Annotated in this window: 12 protein-coding genes; 3 read left to right on the top strand and 9 right to left on the bottom strand. The window is 65.3% G+C overall.

Going from position 1 to position 15,298, the window contains the following annotated elements:
- Positions 1–69: 69 nt before the first annotated feature.
- Complete coding sequence (locus tag ABT392_RS11015) at positions 70–2,373, top strand: TonB-dependent receptor plug domain-containing protein (protein ID WP_334275892.1); 2,304 nt, start codon at positions 70–72, stop codon at positions 2,371–2,373.
- 254 nt (positions 2,374–2,627) lie between these two features.
- Here the strand turns inward: ABT392_RS11015 and ABT392_RS11010 are convergent, their stop codons facing one another.
- From ABT392_RS11010 to hemP, 7 genes are all read right to left on the bottom strand, one after another.
- Entirely contained in the window at positions 2,628–3,272 is a 645-nt protein-coding gene (locus tag ABT392_RS11010; RefSeq protein WP_395385764.1) for an energy transducer TonB, read from the bottom strand.
- The gene (locus tag ABT392_RS11005) at positions 3,272–4,075 is read right to left on the bottom strand and encodes an ATP-binding cassette domain-containing protein (protein ID WP_334275890.1); all 804 of its coding nucleotides are present in this window, start codon (positions 4,073–4,075) and stop codon (positions 3,272–3,274) included. The genes ABT392_RS11010 and ABT392_RS11005 overlap by 1 nt, the downstream gene beginning before the upstream one ends.
- Entirely contained in the window at positions 4,075–5,148 is a 1,074-nt protein-coding gene (locus tag ABT392_RS11000; RefSeq protein ID WP_334275889.1) for a FecCD family ABC transporter permease, read from the bottom strand. Before ABT392_RS11000 ends, ABT392_RS11005 begins: the two co-directional genes overlap by 1 nt.
- Positions 5,145–5,999: a heme/hemin ABC transporter substrate-binding protein gene (locus tag ABT392_RS10995; RefSeq protein ID WP_334275888.1), complete on the bottom strand. Its 855-nt coding sequence runs from the start codon at positions 5,997–5,999 to the stop codon at positions 5,145–5,147. The genes ABT392_RS11000 and ABT392_RS10995 overlap by 4 nt, the downstream gene beginning before the upstream one ends.
- Positions 5,993–7,099 carry a hemin-degrading factor gene (locus ABT392_RS10990; protein WP_334275887.1) on the bottom strand — a complete coding sequence of 369 codons (1,107 nt, stop codon included), beginning with the start codon at positions 7,097–7,099 and terminating at the stop codon, positions 5,993–5,995. The genes ABT392_RS10995 and ABT392_RS10990 overlap by 7 nt, the downstream gene beginning before the upstream one ends.
- A 20-nt stretch (positions 7,100–7,119) precedes the next feature.
- Positions 7,120–9,318 carry a TonB-dependent hemoglobin/transferrin/lactoferrin family receptor gene (locus ABT392_RS10985; protein ID WP_334275886.1) on the bottom strand — a complete coding sequence of 733 codons (2,199 nt, stop codon included), beginning with the start codon at positions 9,316–9,318 and terminating at the stop codon, positions 7,120–7,122.
- Between the two features lie 78 nt (positions 9,319–9,396).
- Positions 9,397–9,534: a hemin uptake protein HemP gene (gene hemP / locus ABT392_RS10980; protein WP_282823787.1), complete on the bottom strand. Its 138-nt coding sequence runs from the start codon at positions 9,532–9,534 to the stop codon at positions 9,397–9,399.
- A 248-nt stretch (positions 9,535–9,782) separates the two neighbouring features.
- On the opposite strand from hemP, the gene ABT392_RS10975 reads away from it, so the two are divergent.
- Positions 9,783–9,950, top strand: a complete 168-nt coding sequence (locus tag ABT392_RS10975) for a hypothetical protein (protein WP_334276496.1) — start codon at positions 9,783–9,785, stop codon at positions 9,948–9,950.
- A 277-nt stretch (positions 9,951–10,227) separates the two neighbouring features.
- Here ABT392_RS10975 and ABT392_RS10970 read toward each other — a convergent pair whose 3' ends face one another.
- Together ABT392_RS10970 and ABT392_RS10965 are read right to left on the bottom strand one after the other, a co-directional pair.
- Positions 10,228–11,514: a serine hydrolase domain-containing protein gene (locus ABT392_RS10970; RefSeq protein ID WP_334275885.1), complete on the bottom strand. Its 1,287-nt coding sequence runs from the start codon at positions 11,512–11,514 to the stop codon at positions 10,228–10,230.
- A gap of 295 nt (positions 11,515–11,809) precedes the next feature.
- Positions 11,810–12,730 (bottom strand): LysR family transcriptional regulator, encoded by a 921-nt coding sequence (locus tag ABT392_RS10965; RefSeq protein ID WP_334275884.1) that lies wholly within the window; start codon positions 12,728–12,730, stop codon positions 11,810–11,812.
- Positions 12,731–12,879: 149 nt separating this feature from the next.
- Between ABT392_RS10965 and ABT392_RS10960 the strand changes: the two genes are divergently transcribed.
- The gene (locus tag ABT392_RS10960; protein WP_334275883.1) at positions 12,880–15,297 is read left to right on the top strand and encodes a TonB-dependent receptor; all 2,418 of its coding nucleotides are present in this window, start codon (positions 12,880–12,882) and stop codon (positions 15,295–15,297) included.
- The last annotated feature ends 1 nt before the right edge of the window (position 15,298 follow it).

The following is a 15,298-nucleotide window of genomic DNA, read 5'->3' as shown; positions in this document are numbered from 1 at the left end:
AGCTCTAGATCTCCACGCTAATATCCGCACGCCTCAACCTGCGCACTGGTTTGCTTACTTGCTATGCCCATGACGCCCGTTCTGTCGATTGCTTGCATTTCTCTTTGCTTGACATTGCCTGCCTTAGCGCAAGATCAGCAGCCAAGGAAGCCCGAGTCGACAGATGAGAAGGCGCCCCCCAAGACGGCGGCCAAGCCTGAGTCAGAGCCTCAGAAGCTTGATCGCGTCAATGTCTCTGGGAATGCGAATGACGACGACGCGCGTCGCGCTTCCACGGCGGCCAAGATCGTCATCGGTCGCGAGGAGCTCTTACGGTACGGGGACAGTTCGGTCAGTGAGCTGATGAAGCGTTTGCCCGGCGTCACCACAGGCGGCGTGGCTGGCCGCGGAGGAGATATCCGGATGCGAGGCATGGCAGGCGGCTATACACAGATCCTCGTCAACGGCGAACGTATGCCACCAGGTATGTCTCTGGATAGACTGCCTCCTGAGCAAGTTGAGCGCATCGAAGTAATGCGAGCGCCAACGGCTGAATATGGTGCCCAGGCCATCGCAGGGACTATCAACGTGGTGCTCCGTCAGGCACCGCCGCGCCTAGTCAATGAGCTTAGATTGGGCGTGTCTACAGAGAATGGAAATTTGAGGCCGACGCTCAACTGGAGCCGAAACGACAAGCTCGACGATAGGGGCATCAAGACCTACAACCTCACCGTCAACGCCCAGCAATCGGACTTCAGCAACGAGAACCATGGGCGCAGCGATGTACACGACCTGCGCAACGGTCAAGACAGCGTAATAGAGACTCAAGGCCGGAACGAGAACCACAGTCGCGGGCTTAACGTGAGTGGCAGGCTGCAGTGGAAGCCGTCGAACCGAGAGTTGCTGGCGATATCTCCCTTTCTCAATGCTGGCGATGGCAAAGGAGCAGGGGAATACCTGCGAACGCAGACTCCTACGCCGCTCCCTGGCGACCCACTATCGCGCTTTGATCGGTATCGCAATACCTTTAAGAACAACTTCTCTGGCGCGGGCCTGGGCGGTCAATGGCACACCGGCATTGGGAGCGACGGCAAGTTGGAATCAAGCGCGACCCTGGGGCATTTCGGAAGCACACTCACGAACGACACCAGCGAGTTCAAAGGCGCCACTTTAGTGACTGCGCGTCAAGATCGTAGCCAGTCCAACAATGGCAATTGGAGCCTGCGCAGTAAGTTCTCTCAACCGCTGATGGAGGACCACAGCTTCGTCGCCGGAATAGAGACTGAGGGGCGGAGCATGAAACAGGACCGCCGTTGTACGGAGAACGGACTTTCCTGCGACTACCTGCTCGACTTCGGCGATCAGCTCGACGCAGGCAGTCGTCGCTTGGCTGTCTATGCCCAAGATGATTGGAACGTGGGTAAGCAGTGGTCGTTCTATGCGGGCATTCGCTGGGAGGCTATCAACACGGAAAGCACAGCAAAGAACTATGACGTCAGCAACACCTCTCGGGTGTTCACGCCCTTGTTCCATGCACTCTATAAGTTCAGCGACGATCCCAAGAAGGGCCGAGATCAAATCCGCTTGAGTCTCACGCGCAGCTACCGCGCGCCCGAACTGAACGACATGATTGCCCGGCCCACAGTCAACTCGCTATACCCTTGCCCATCCGGCGGGCGCTGCCAAACAAGCAACGAGTTTATCTACGCAGATTTCGCAGGCAATCCGCTGCTAAAGCCCGAACTGGCGACCGGTATTGACGTCGCTTACGAACAGTACCTAAGCAAAGGTGGGCTGCTAAGTGCCAACATTTTCTTGCGCCAAATTAGCAACTTGGTGCGCCGAATGACGGAGTTGGAGAACGGCGTGGCTTGGTCCGATGCTCCGCGTTGGGTCTCCCGCCCACGCAACATCAGCTCAGCAGTGACGGCAGGTCTTGAGCTCGAAGCCAAGTTCCGCCTTGACCAGTTCATTGCAGACGCCTTGCCCGTCAACGTACGCAGCAATCTAAGCCTCTACAAGTCATCGGTCGATGGCATCCCTGGTCCGCACAACCGCCTGGCTCAACAGCCACGCTTCGTCGCGAATCTTGGCGGCGACTACCGATTGAAGGGCTTGCCGCTCAGCTTGGGCGCGAGTCTCAACTACACGCCACTGACAACACTGCAACAGACACAGCAAGTTGCGTCCCGCAACTCAAAGAAGCAGGTGCTGGACGGATACGCCAGTTGGAGCTTCGACACCAACACAGTGCTACGCCTCTCAGCAGCCAATCTTGCGCCCCTGGACTATCAGAACGACAGCTTCACCACTACCCCGGACAAGATCGTCAATGGCCGTAGTTGGGGGCGCACCTACACCATCTGGACCTTGAGGTTGGAGATGAAGCTCTAGCCAGTTGCGCATCTTTCATAGACCCCGGCGCACCAGCAACCGACCTTGATAGAGCTCAATGTGTCGTCGCACATCAGGCGCCGCTCCCACAGCCGACGCCGGCGCGAGCCGAGTAGGCTCACAGCCGTGGGCACGGGCAGCTGCAAGGGGCGCTGGGGCCGCCGACTTCGAGGGGCAGGCGGCTGAAAATGTGGCTGCTGTTGTTCTTCTCTTTGTCGCACATGGCATTCCTCCTTTCGGGAATCAATTGCTGCTCAATGCAGGGCGAAGCGGATTGGGTATTCGACCCAGGCCGGCAGGCGCTGCTCGCCACGCCGGGCCGGGAGGTACGGGCAGGCCAGCGCGATCTGGCGGGCCGCGTCGTCTAGCAGGCGCCAGCCGCTGCCGCCTTGCACCAGGACCTCGGCCGCGCGGCCCTGCTCATCGACCTGCACGCGCAGCAAGACATGACCCTGGACGCCGCGCTCGCGCAGCAGCGCCGGGTAGTACCGCTCGACACCGCGTGCGCTGCAACTGCCATGCTCGGGCGGCAGCGAGGCGGGCTGGTAGCTGCTTGAGGGCGGCGGCGGATCGGCGGTGGCGATGCTGGGCGCTGTTGTCGCTGCTGCCCTTGCCACGATGGCGACGGCTGGCGATGCGGCTGGCGCAGCTTGCGCGGCAGCCGGTTCGGCGCTGGCGTTGATCTGGATTTCAGGCGTCGGCAGCGGCGCGGACAGGGCCGGCATCGGCAACGCCGGCTCCTGCAGCTTGAGCAAGGAGACCGGCGCAGCCGCTGCCGGAATCAAGCGCGTTGTCAGCACGGCCGCCTGCGCCTTGGGTTGCAGGGGGCTGCCCGACATGACGAGCAGCAGCATGAGGCCATGCACGCCCAGGGTCAGCACTAGCCCGGTCTTGTTCATCACGCCGCCTGCGCCATCGCGCGGCCCAAGCTGGCCAGCACGGCGATGCCTTCGGCGTCGCGCAGCAGGCGCAGGCGCACGCCGTAAAGCTGCTCAAGCAAAGGCAGGCAGGCGGGCACGGCATCGCAGTCCGCGAGGATGCGGCCTTCGCGCAGCAGCCACAGGCGCTCGAAATGATTGAGCGCGATGTTGAGGTCGTGCAGCACGGCCACCAGCGCATGGCCACGCTCGCTGGCGAAACGCTGCATGGCCTGCATCAGCTCCAGCGTGAGGCCGGGGTCGAGCGCGGCCAGGGGCTCGTCGAACAGCAGCAGGCCGCCGCGCTGGTCCCAGGTCTGCGCGAACACGCGGGCCAGTTGCACGCGGGCCTGCTCGCCGCCGGAGAGGCTGTCGAAGCGGCGGCCGCTCAGGTGCGCAGCCTGGGCCTGCGCCAGCGCGAGCTCCACGATGCGGGCCTGCTGCCCATCGTGACCCCGTGCCATGTGACCCAGTGCCACGCGGCCCAGCGCCACGACCAGTTCCACCGGCAGGCCAAAGGCGACCGCATGCGATTGCGGCAGCACGGCGCGGCGGCGCGCCAGCGCGGCCACCGGCCAGTCCTGCAAGGCACGGCCCTCGAAGACCAGCTCGCCGCTGGCCGGCGGGAGCTCACGCGCCAGCAGCTTCAGCAGCGTGGATTTGCCGGCACCACTGGGCCCGAGGATGGCCACGCGCTCACCCGGCTGCAGCCGCAGCTGGAAGGGGCCGAAGCGCTGCTGGCCAAGCAGCAGCGCCGCATCATTCACATGCAATAGGGCACTCACTAAGCACTCCCCGTTCGGCGCATCGCGCCGCGCAGCAGCCAAAGGAACCAGGGCGCGCCTATCAGTGCGCTGAACACGCCCACCGGCACTTCGGCCGGTGCGGCCACGGTGCGGCCCAGGGTGTCGGCGACCAGCAGCAGCAGGGCGCCGCTGACCATGGCCATGGGGATCAGCCGACGCTGGTCGGCGCCCACGAACTGGCGTGCCAGATGCGGTGCCATCAGGCCGATGAACCCTATGCTGCCGCACCAGGCCACGGCCAGCGCGCTGAGCAGGGCCAGCAGGGCGATGGCGCGCACGCGCAGGCCCTGCACCTCGATGCCCACATGGGCCGCTGCGGCTTCGCCCAGGGCCAGCGCGTTGAGCCTTTGCGCCATGCGCAGCGCCGCCCAGCCGCCCAAGGCAAGGGCCACGAGCATCACGCCCGCCATGATCCAGTTGGCGCCGGCCAGGGAGCCCAGCGTCCAGAAGTTGATCGCCCGCAGCTGCTCGTCGTTGGCCAGGTTGCTGCACAGGCCGATCAGCGCGAAGCACATGGCTTGCAAGGCCAGGCCGGTCAGCAAGAGCCCGGCTATCGAGCCCGGCGCCAGCCAGCGCGCCATGCGCTCCAGGGCGAAGCAAACCACCAGCGCTCCGACGAAGCCCACGACCGGCAGCAGCCACATCCGCAGGGGCGGCGGCAGCGCGAATTGCAGGCTGGCAAACACCGTCAGCGAAAGCGCGACGGCCGCGCCCGCGCCGCTGCTGACGCCGAGCAAGGCCGGGTCCGCCATCGGGTTGCGGAACAGCGCCTGCGCCAGCGAGCCGGCCAGCGCCAGCGCTGCGCCCACCGCCAGGGCCAGCACCAGGCGCGGCAGGCGCAGCTGCCACAGCACATGGACACTGCCGCTGAAGCCTTCGCTCTCGACCCAGGGCGGCAGCAGCCAGTCGCCGAGCGGGATCGGCAGAGCGCCAAGCTGGGCGCAGACCACCGCCGCGAGCAGGGTGAGCAGCCCCATCACCACGACCGGCGACGGGCGGGGCAGCCTGCGCGAGGGCAGGACCGGGCCGCCGAGCGTCAGGTCTTGCTTCATGCCTTGTAGAGCGACTCGGCCAGCTTGGGCAGCAGCTGCGGCAGGCGCGGTCCGAAGCCCAGCAGTTCCAGCGCATCGAAGGACACGACGCGTTTAGCGCGGCCGGCCGGCGTCAGCGCGAGGCCCGGTGCCTGCAGGAGCGGCGCGATGCCGCCGGCGGCCTGCAGGCCTTCATTGGTCGTGAGGATCACGTCCGGCGCGGCGGCGATGGCGGCCTCGGGCGTCAGCTGCTTGTAGCCGCTGACGCCGGCCAACGCGTTGCGAACGCCGGCATAGCCGAGCATGGCATCGGCGGCCGTGCTCTCACCGGAGATGCGCAGCTGGGCCATGCTGTGGGCCAGCACGAAGAGCACGCGCGGCGGCTTGCCGGCCTGGCCCAGCTGTTGCACGCGCTGCTGGCCGGCGGCCCAGTCGGTGCGCATGCGCTCGACCAGGGCCTTGGCCTGCGGCGCGCGACCGAGCAGCTCGGCAACGCGCTCGATGCGGGCCAGCAGGCCCTCGAACCTGTGCTCCGAGCGCAGGATGTGCAGCGGCACCTTGGCCAGCTCCAGCTGGCGCAGCACGGGCGGCGGGCCGGCGTCTTCGGTGGCCAGTATCAGCGTGGGCGCCAGCGCCAACAGGCCCTCGGCCGACAGTGTGCGCATGTAGCCGACATCGGGCAGGGCACGGGCCGCGCTCGGGTAGACCGAGGTGCTGTCCACACCGACCAGCGAGCCCTCAGCGCCCAGCGCATAGACCACCTCGGTCAGCGAGCCGCCGACGCTGACCACGCGCTGGGCGGGCGCTGCCACGGCGGGCCGCAGGGCCAGCGCGGCCGGCGCCAGCGCCAGCAGTTGCCGGCGGCTCAGCATGCGGCCTCCAGCGGGGTGGTGTCGGTCAGGCTTTCCAGCAGCTCGCGCCAGTCGCAGCGCTCGGCCTGGCCGGGCTTGCGCTCGCCGAAGAACTGGGCGATCAGCTGCTGCCTGGCATCGAACAGTTCCAACGAGCAGACCAGACCGTCGCTGGTGGGCTTGCGCACCAGCCAGGCGCTGGCGATGTGGTCTTCGCGCAGGTGCAGGTTGAAGCCCGGATCCAGCACGTTGAGCCAGGGGCCCATCACGGCCACGCGTTTCACTGGGCCGCTGTGGATCTGGATCATGCCGGGGTTGCCGACGAAGCACATGAGGGGCACGGCTTCCTGGGCCGCGCGGCTCAGCAGCTCCTGGGCGCTGGCGGCCGCGAGCGGCTGGACGAAGCCGGCATCGGCGAGCCGCAGGGCCTGGGTGCGCGAGACGCCGAAGCGCTTGAGCATGCCGAAGAACTCGTGCGTGTCGCGCAGCGAAGCCCAGGCCTCGCGGAAGGCGGCGACGTCGACCTCCGCGTCGAGCTTCTCGGCAGCATCGGACCAGGCGGCGCCCAACTCGATGCCGGCTTGCTGGTCTTCGGCCAGGAACACCCCGACCAGCGACTCGAACGCGGCGACCTCGGTACCCGGGCGCAGGAAGATCTTGTGCACGGCCTGGCCGGCGGGATCAAAGAACTGCAGGCTGCGCTGGATCGCGCCGTCGGCGAGGCGTTCGGCGACCGCAAAGCCATGGGCCCATTGCGCATAGAACACGCGCAGGTCGATGGCGCCGCCCAGCACCAGGGCCACGCCATGCTGCGTGCTGGCATGGGCGTAGACGCCGACCTTCTCGTGCACGCAGGACTCGTTGCGGGTCAGGGCCATCAGCTCGCCCAGCGGTTCCAGTGATTCGATCAGCAGGCTCCATTCCTCGCGCAGGCGGCGGGCTTGCAGCGGCGATTCCCCGGCAGCGAATTCACCGCAGTGCGCGGCGATCAGTTCACCTTCGGAGAGGTCCAGCTGTGCCGCGATGTCGCGGTGGCGGGCGGGCCCTGCCTGGGCTTGGTCTTGGGCTGGCTGGCGGGCAGTGGCAAAGGCCTGGCGGATGTGGTCAAAGCTGGCTTGCATGGTCGGGTTCCTTTCCTCGATCAGAAATCGGCGCGCAGCGAGAGCTGCAGCTGGCGGCCGGGAGCGGTGTAGGCGTCGAGCACGGTGCTGGTGGCGGCGATGCCGCGCACGTCGGACCAGCGCCAGTACTTCTTGTCGGTGAGGTTGGTGACGTAGGCGGCGAGGCGCAGCGAGGGATTGATGCGGTAGCTGGCGCCCAGGTCGAGCACGTCGTAGCTCGGCGGCAGGAAGTTGGTGGCCGTGCTGCTGCGCGAAGCCTGCTTGGCCGCGCTGTGCAGCCAGGAGGCCTGCAGGTCCCAGTCGCCAACTTCCCAACGAGCGGCGAGGTTGGCGCGGGTTGGCTGCACGGTGTCCAGCGGCGTCTGCACGCCGGCGCGCTCGCTGTGGCCGCGCGTCTGCGAGATCGCGCCGCTGAAGCTCAGGCCGGCCAGCGGCTGCCACATCAGGCGCGCCTCGGTGCCGCGGATGCGGGCGGTGGCCAGGTTGACGTACTGGAACACCAGCGGATTGCTGGTGGTGCCGGCGCCGCTCACCACTTCCTGGCTGATGAAGTCGCGGTAGCGGTTGTCGTAGGCGCTCAGCTGCCAGTGCAACGTCTCGGCCAGCTTGCCGCGCAGGCCGACTTCCAGGCTGTTCGCATGCTCGGGTTTCAGGTCCGGGTTGCCGATGCTGCGATAGCCCTGGGTGGGGTTGGCGAAGCCGTTGTTGACCTGATCCGACGTCGGTGCGCGGAAGCCCTGGGCCCATTGCGCATAGGGCTGGAAGCCTGGCGAGGCGCGCCATATGAGGCCGAGGCGCGGCGTGACGGCCTGGTCGGAGAGTGCCACGACCGTGCCGCCGGTGTAGCCGTCGGCCTTAGGTCTGAGCGAGTAATGCTCAAAGCGCAGTGCCGGAATCAGGCTGAAGTCGCCGGCCTCGATCTCGTCCTGCACGAAGGCGCCGGCGAGAAGGTAGTCGGTGTCCGGGAAGGGCTTGTTCGGGAAGGTCTCGCCGGCCGGCGGCACGCTGCCGTCGCGCAGGCCGGAGATGCGGTTGCGGCTCAGGTCCAGGCCGTAGCTGAGGCGCTGGCCGCTCAACTGACTGAGTTGAGTTTGGCCAATGCTGGAGAGGCCGATCAGCTTCTCCTTGTAGTAGCCGTCGCGCGTGCGGTCGGCCGAGACATAGCGGTCCTCGGCGGCGTACTGGCGGGTCTGGCTGTCCTGCATGTAGACCGTGGTCTTCAGCGACTGCAGCCATTCGGCGTTCAGGTCTTCGTAGCGGTGCTCGAGCGAGAAGCGCTGGCGGTCGAGCTTGTCGTTGGCCAGCAGCGAGACCACGGCCGTCGGCGTGGCGGCGCTGAAGCTCGCGGCGCGGGCCGTGATCACATCGGTGTCGATCTTGCGGCGGCGCGCTTCCAGTGTGGCCATCAGGCGCTGGCTGCCGTTCAGCTTCAGGCCCAGCTTGCCCATCAGGGTCTCGGTCGAGATGTTGGTCGGGTTGGGCGTGGTGCGGGTGCTGTTCTGCGCCTCGTTCTCGCCCTGGTTCTTGGTCTCATGGCTGTTGCGGACCGTGGCCATCAGCAAGCCTTCCCAGTCGCCCGAGGCGGCGGCGAAGGCGGCGGTGGCCTTCTTCGAGCGGTCGGTGCTCAGCGTGCCGAGGGTGAGGAAGCCGGCCTGCTGCTTGCCGTTCACCAGCAGATCGGACGGCGACAGCGTGCGCAGGCTCAGGGCGCCGCCGAGGCCGTCGCTGCCGAACTGGGCCGAGGCCGGGCCGCGCAGCACCTCGGCGCCGGCCAGCATGTCGACCTCCAGATAGTCGGCGCGGCCGCTGGCGAAGGCGCCGAAGCTGAAGCTCTGCGGCATGCGGATGCCGTCGATCATCATCAGCACCTGGTTGCCCTCGAGGCCGCGGATGTTGATGCCTTCGTTGCCGCCCCGGCCGGTCGAGGCGCCGGCGGCGGTGAAGCGCGGTGCGACGGCGCGCATGGCGACGTCGACCTCGTTTTCCAGCAGGTCCTTGAGGTCGCGTCCCTCGCGCTGCTGCAGGCGCTTCTTGTCGTAGACCGTCACCGTGCTCGGCACGGCGTCGGTGCTGCGTTCGGTGCGGGTGGCGCTGATCGTCAGTTCGCCCAGGCGAGCGGGTTCAGCAGCAGCGGGCGTGGTGGTGGGAGCGGTCTGGCTCTGTGCAGAGCCGAAGAGGGCGACGAGCGCCAGCGCGACCGGAGTCTTGCGCGACAGCATGGGCGAGTCCTTGTGAGGTGACTGGCACGGGCTGGCGCGGGCTGGCTGGTGCGGTGATGACAGGTGAAAGGCGAAGGGCTACTTGGTCAGGATCAGCTTGCCCAGGGTGGTCAGGCGCAGGCGATAGACCTGGCCGGCATGCTCGATCTCGACCTCGCGGCGGCCCTGCAACAGGGCCTGGCTGCTCAGGCGCGGTGCCGTTGCAGGAGGCGCCATCGGCCAAGGGCTTGGGGCGGGGATTGAAGTGGACATGCAGTCACTATAAATGAGAATGAGTCGCAATTGCAATGCAATGAAGAGGCTGCAACACGATTCGCGGCGGGCGTCAAAGACCGCGTGAGTGTTGCTGAAGGGCGGAATCGGGACTATTTGCGCCCAAACCGAGACAATCCTGGGCGCGAGGACTCGCAGGCTCGGCCTTCCAGGCTTAGTAGCCGCTGGGATGCACCTTCATGACCTGACACATGCGCCGCACGCTGTGTTCACGCTCGTGGCGCTCGATGAACGCGTGCTTCATCTTCGCAACCGGCGTGCTGTTTGACATCAACAAGAACTACCAACTGGCCTTCGGCCTGATCTGCGTGTTGCTGGCACTTTCGCTGGCTGCGTCAACAAGGGTCAAGCGATATTGATCCGCATTGAAGAATTCAAGACGACCTGAGCGTGGGTCTTTCGGTGATTCGGCCCCAGATCGCTGGACGGTAACCTACGCATTTGCAGCGCTACTGTCTTCTGCGCAATCCGCAGGTCCACTGAAGCGGCGGCAGCTCAAGGGAATGCACACGTCTGATCTGTTGATGCATCTGTCAATCGGAACTTGGTCCACGGACGTATGTAGCGCTGGCAGCCCACCGGACATGCCTGATAGATATGGTCGATTCGGCGATTGCGCTCTGAACTCCCGAACATTCAGCCTCGCAAGGCTTCATTCCAAAGCAAGTCCTGGAGCTGCTCTTCCCACGCTGGAAAGCTGCTGCGTTGGCCAGGGTGCATCGAAGGGTTGGCGCCCGTACCGCTGATGGCATACACAATGCCACACTGGCGCTCGGGCACCATCAGGAAGGCCGACACCAAGCCATAGGCGAAGCCCAGATGTCCCCAGGCATGAAGGCCACCGTTGTGTAGCAGTCGATCGCCCCACCCCTCGCGTCCTCGATCGATGAAATGCTGCATCCCGACGCCCCAGGCCTGGAAGATGCCGGCCCCGTCGTCTCCGTTGTTCCCGTCAGATCGCCAGGTCTCTGACATTAAGGTTCGAAGGCTTTCCGGCTTGAGAAAGGTTTGACCTCGGTAATTGCCCCCATCGACCAGCACCGCCAGCAGCGTTCCGAGGTCGGCAACACGGGTACGAAGTCGCCCCTGGGGGCCGAACGCCGCACCCCGCGATCCCGGAACATAGCCGGCTGAATCCTCGAGGACTGGGCGTGGCGGGGTGACAAGGAAGTCGTCTGCTTGGGGCACCCAAGGACCCGCGGTGTCCCAAGGGCCATCATCGTCAGGCGCCTTCCGGTAGAGCGTGGCGACCTGGGACAGTTGCTTGACCGGTAGGCTGGCAGGATCGAATCCGCCCTGCATCGAGAGGGGATCCAGAACCAGCCTCTGCATCAGCTGATCAAACCGCGAGCCGGTCGCGCGCTCCATGGCCGCAGCCACCACGGCAAAGTTGATGTTGGCATATTCGAACCAACTGCCGGGCTCATGGCCATTCCAGGTGGGGCCGGATTGGCTGAGCAGCTGCCGCAGGTCAACCGCGGGGTCGGTGTAGTCGGTGCCGCGGTCAGTGAGTCCACTGCGATGGCTAAGCAAGTGCCGCAAGCATAGTGACTTGAACAGACGGTGGCCGAGGAGTTCGTCCAAGTTGGCGTCCAGGTCGAGCTTGCCAGCGTCCGCGAGGCGCATCACCCCGATGGCGACCACCAGCTTGGTGACAGATGCCATACGGAAAATCGTGTCGCGCGTGACGGGCAAGTCAGGGCCCACATGACGCCAACCGAACTGCGCCTCATAGACCACGCGTCCGTTCCGCCTGACGAGCACCGACAGGCCGGTGAGAGGGCACTGCCGATCGTTCACGAGCGCATGGAGGGCTTGATCGAGCGTGGCAGGGCGGGCCATGGAGGGCGTGCTGGGCAGCGCCAGCAGACCGATCAGGTCCCGGCGGCGCAAGCCCGGTGGAAAAGTGGAATCAATGGACATGAACGATCCTGCTGGAATCGGCACTTCCGCAGTTCATCTCGGTAGTTGCCGACGTTGATGGTGGCTGGGACGCTGATGTCCGAGCGAGCGTGACGGGCACCGCAAAGCGCGCTGCGACATCGGTTCCATCAAATCCTAGTGGGCACTCTCTGCGCAACAGGCTGAAGTTCTGTGGGGGGGCTCATAACCCAAGGACATGCCGAGTGGCAACCCGCACAGGGCATTCCCTGAAGACTCGGTGGGCAAGACCGCTTTAACGCGCGCAAATGTCCAGGGCTGCAAGGTCTGCAGTCGCTCAGCGACCGGCGCGGCAGTGTGCCAAATGGTCCACCAGGCCGTCGAGGAACAGCGTGAGCTTGCGTCGCCCACGCTGTCCTTGCGGATAGACCGCCCACAACTCGGCCGCTCCGTAGGCATCGCTTTCGAAGCGCCAGTCTTCCAGGCAGGTCTGTAGCGCGCCCGCATGAAGCTCCGATCCCACCAGCCAGTCGAAGCAGGGCAGCAGGCCGTCACCAGCGCGCACGCTGGCCAGCAGGAATTCATCGCTGTTGGCCATGACGGGGCCGCGGGGAACGATGACATGGGCCTCGTCGCCGCGGTGAAAGCGCCATCGCGCATCCAGCGGAGCGCACCGGAACGCCAGGCAGATGTGTCTTTCTAGCGCGGCGGGCGATTGCGGACGGCCATGCCGCTCGAAATAGGTGGGTGAGCCGACCAGGTGCACACGGTTGCTGCCAAGTGGACGGCCAATGAGGCCGGCAGCCGTGCCTTGCTCGTGGCGGACAGCCAGGTCAAAGCTGTGCCGAATGGGATCCAGGTCGATATCGCTGAGCTCGACGTCGATCTCGACTTCCGGGTGCTGCCGACGAAATTGCACGACGTAGGCTGCCAGCACGGCATGGCCCAGGAGCACCGACGCGGTGATGCGCAGCCGACCACTGATGCGACCGGACTGCTCTGCGATTTGGTCCTGGGCCTCGCGGAGGTTGCGCTGCGTTTCCCGTGCGACTTCGGCGTAAACGCGTCCTGTGTCGGTCAGGCGCAGCGGACGGGCTGCATGTTCCACGAGGGCATGGCCGACCTCACTTTCGAGACTCCTGATGATCTTTGACAAGGCCGACGGCGTTCGATGCAGGCGACTGGCTGCCTGGGCGAGGCTGCCGCATTGCTGCAACTGGAGAAGCACTTCAAGGGGATTCAGGGCATCGCAGGGCATTGATGCATGGTCTCCGATTCCACTGCTGCCGCCAATTCGGGAAAGACCAGCTTTCCAGTTGCGACCGCTATTGAGTGCCGCGGACCAAGAAGATGCGGGTCGAGCCGGTTTGGCTGGCCCTATCCACATCAACGGAAAGTAGAGATGCGATGAAAAAACGCCCTGCCTTGCACCCGCTGGCCGCCAGCCTTCTCCTGATCGGCAGCGGCCTGTCTCATGCGCAGACCGCTGCGCCGCCGGATGCCGCGGCGTCGGCCCCCAGGGCCGCCAAGCCCTCCGACAAGGATTCGAACGACCGCACCAAGCTCGACACGGTCATCGTTACGGCGAGCAAGCGCGAGGAAGCGGCCCACAAGCTGCCGATCAACATCGAGTCGATGTCGGAGCAGAAGCTGCGCGAGGAGAACATCACCGACCTGAAGTCGCTGATTGCGGCCAGCCCTGGTATCGATGCCCCCGGCAACAGTGCCCGCTTCACGGACTCCGTCACCGTGCGTGGACTGAACATTTCTTCGGTCAGCGCGAACAATGTTGAGTGGTTTACCCGCTCGACGCTGTCCTACTACCTGGACGATACGCCGCTGCCTGACATCGGCCTTCGCATCAAGGACGTGGCGCGCGTGGAGACACTTCTGGGACCACAGGGAACGCTTTACGGTGGCGGCGCACTCGGGGGGACGGTGCGCTACATCACCAACCGGCCCAAGCTTGACCGAACCCATGCGCGCCTGTCGACCAGCATCTATCAGACCCGAGGCGGTGGCATCTCCAACGACACCGACGGCGTGGTCAACCTTCCGTTGGGCGACGCCCTGGCTCTTCGATTTTCGTTCGCGCGGCTCGACGAAAAAGGCGTGACGGATCGCTACGCGTGCACGCCGACCTACCTTTCGGCGTCGCCATGGAAGGCCAAGCCAGACGCCAGCCAATGCCTCTACAAGGATGACGACTGGCAAAAGACCAACACCGGTCGCCTGGCGCTCTTGTGGCAGGCCTCACCGGATCTGAGCTTCCAGCTGTCCTATGCCAACCAGTCGCAATTGGCGCATGGCAGCAGCGGGGCCCAGCTCTTGCCCGCGACCGGCAATCCCGGCCGCTACAACGCCCCGCTGGCGTTCGACGACCAGACCGTTCTGTCTCCCTATCCAGAGTACACCGACCGCAAGATTGATCTGACCACGCTGGAGATCGATTGGCGGCTGCCGGGCGCCCGGCTGCATTCCGCCACCTCAGGCTACAGCGACAGCCGCGTCGGGCAGGGCGACTACCTGGGCACCGGTTCGTTCTTCTATGGTGACCTCGGTTACTCGCGTTTCAGGCTGGGTAGCGGAAGCTGGGCTGGGAACACCGCCTACATGACCTACAACAACCAATACCGGGGCACCGTGCATGAGACCCGTCTGGTCTCCGATCCTGGGATTTGGAGCTGGGTTGCAGGCTTGTACCTGGCTGAGCAGAAGCGCAGTCAGCAGTTCTCCGAGTGGATGCCTGGCCTGGAGCCACTCAAGACGCCCGGACGGGGTCGTACCGACGAGGGCTACTCTGAGACGCAGAGCAGCCATTACCGTGAGAGCGCCCTGTTCGGTGAACTGAACTGGAAGGCCCTTGACCGCCTGACCCTGACGGCAGGTGCGCGCGTGTTCGCTTACAAGGATCGCGCCGACACCCAGGTGGAGGACTACGCCTTCGACCTCGTGACGGGCAACATCCAGAACAATGAGAAGGGCAACGGCAAGAGCTATTACAAGTTCAACGCTGCCTACCAGCTCACGAACGATCTGCTGACGTACGCCACGTTCTCGCAAGGATTCCGACGGGGCGGCGCGAATGGATTCCGCGCCCAGGGGGGGCAGACCGTTGCACCCGAGACGCGACGCTACCTGCCAGACAGCACCGACAACTTGGAGGTGGGGTTCAAGGGATTCCTGCTTGATCGCACGGTCTACCTGCAGGCCGACGTCTACCGCCTCAACTGGAAGGACCCGCAGACGTACTTCTCGCAAGACGTCAACGGCTTCCCTGTGTGGGGCACCACTAATGGACCCAAGGCCTACTCGCAGGGCTTCGAAATGCAAGCGCGCTGGCGCGTCGTCCCAGACCTTGAGCTCAATGCAGCGACCACCTACTCGGAGGCCAAGTGGGACGGTACCAAGACCGTCTGCCTGTATGCCGCCAACACCGAGTGCCGGACCTACGAGAAGGGCGGCAAGCTGGGCGGCACGGCGCCCTGGAAGCACACCTTGGGCGTGCGTTGGAGTGGGGGTACGGACAACGGACTGGACTGGTGGGTGGCATTGAACGCCCGCCGCATCGCCAACAAGGCCAGCGATCGAGGCGACAGCCCCGACGAGACGGTATTTTCCTACCCCGCCTACAACACGCTGTCGCTGCGAGGCGGCCTGAGCTGGGGAAACTGGGACCTTAGCGGTTGGGTGAATAACCTGACCGACACGCGACCCCTGGTGTCCTTCCAGGGAACGTCTGCGGTCGCTCAGCGTGTGGGCCTGCGCGCCATCTACCTGACGCCGCGAACCGTGGGACTGTCGGCCAGCTACCGCTTCCATTGAC

The organism is Paucibacter sp. JuS9, from assembly GCF_044043925.2.
Classification (GTDB): Bacteria; Pseudomonadota; Gammaproteobacteria; order Burkholderiales; family Burkholderiaceae_C; genus JAUASW01.
This window is presented reverse-complemented; position numbering and strand designations above follow the sequence as displayed.

Coding starts and splice junctions, on each gene's coding strand:
- ABT392_RS10995 (WP_334275888.1), bottom strand. CDS start 5,999: ATGCTGAGCCGCCGGCAACTGCTGGCGCTGGCGCCGGCCGCGCTGGCC.
- ABT392_RS10960 (WP_334275883.1), top strand. CDS start 12,880: ATGAAAAAACGCCCTGCCTTGCACCCGCTGGCCGCCAGCCTTCTCCTG.
- ABT392_RS10985 (WP_334275886.1), bottom strand. CDS start 9,318: ATGCTGTCGCGCAAGACTCCGGTCGCGCTGGCGCTCGTCGCCCTCTTC.
- ABT392_RS11000 (WP_334275889.1), bottom strand. CDS start 5,148: ATGAAGCAAGACCTGACGCTCGGCGGCCCGGTCCTGCCCTCGCGCAGG.
- ABT392_RS10970 (WP_334275885.1), bottom strand. CDS start 11,514: ATGTCCATTGATTCCACTTTTCCACCGGGCTTGCGCCGCCGGGACCTG.
- ABT392_RS11015 (WP_334275892.1), top strand. CDS start 70: ATGACGCCCGTTCTGTCGATTGCTTGCATTTCTCTTTGCTTGACATTG.
- ABT392_RS11010 (WP_395385764.1), bottom strand. CDS start 3,272: ATGAACAAGACCGGGCTAGTGCTGACCCTGGGCGTGCATGGCCTCATG.
- ABT392_RS10965 (WP_334275884.1), bottom strand. CDS start 12,730: ATGCCCTGCGATGCCCTGAATCCCCTTGAAGTGCTTCTCCAGTTGCAG.
- hemP (WP_282823787.1), bottom strand. CDS start 9,534: ATGGCGCCTCCTGCAACGGCACCGCGCCTGAGCAGCCAGGCCCTGTTG.
- ABT392_RS10990 (WP_334275887.1), bottom strand. CDS start 7,099: ATGCAAGCCAGCTTTGACCACATCCGCCAGGCCTTTGCCACTGCCCGC.
- ABT392_RS10975 (WP_334276496.1), top strand. CDS start 9,783: ATGCGCCGCACGCTGTGTTCACGCTCGTGGCGCTCGATGAACGCGTGC.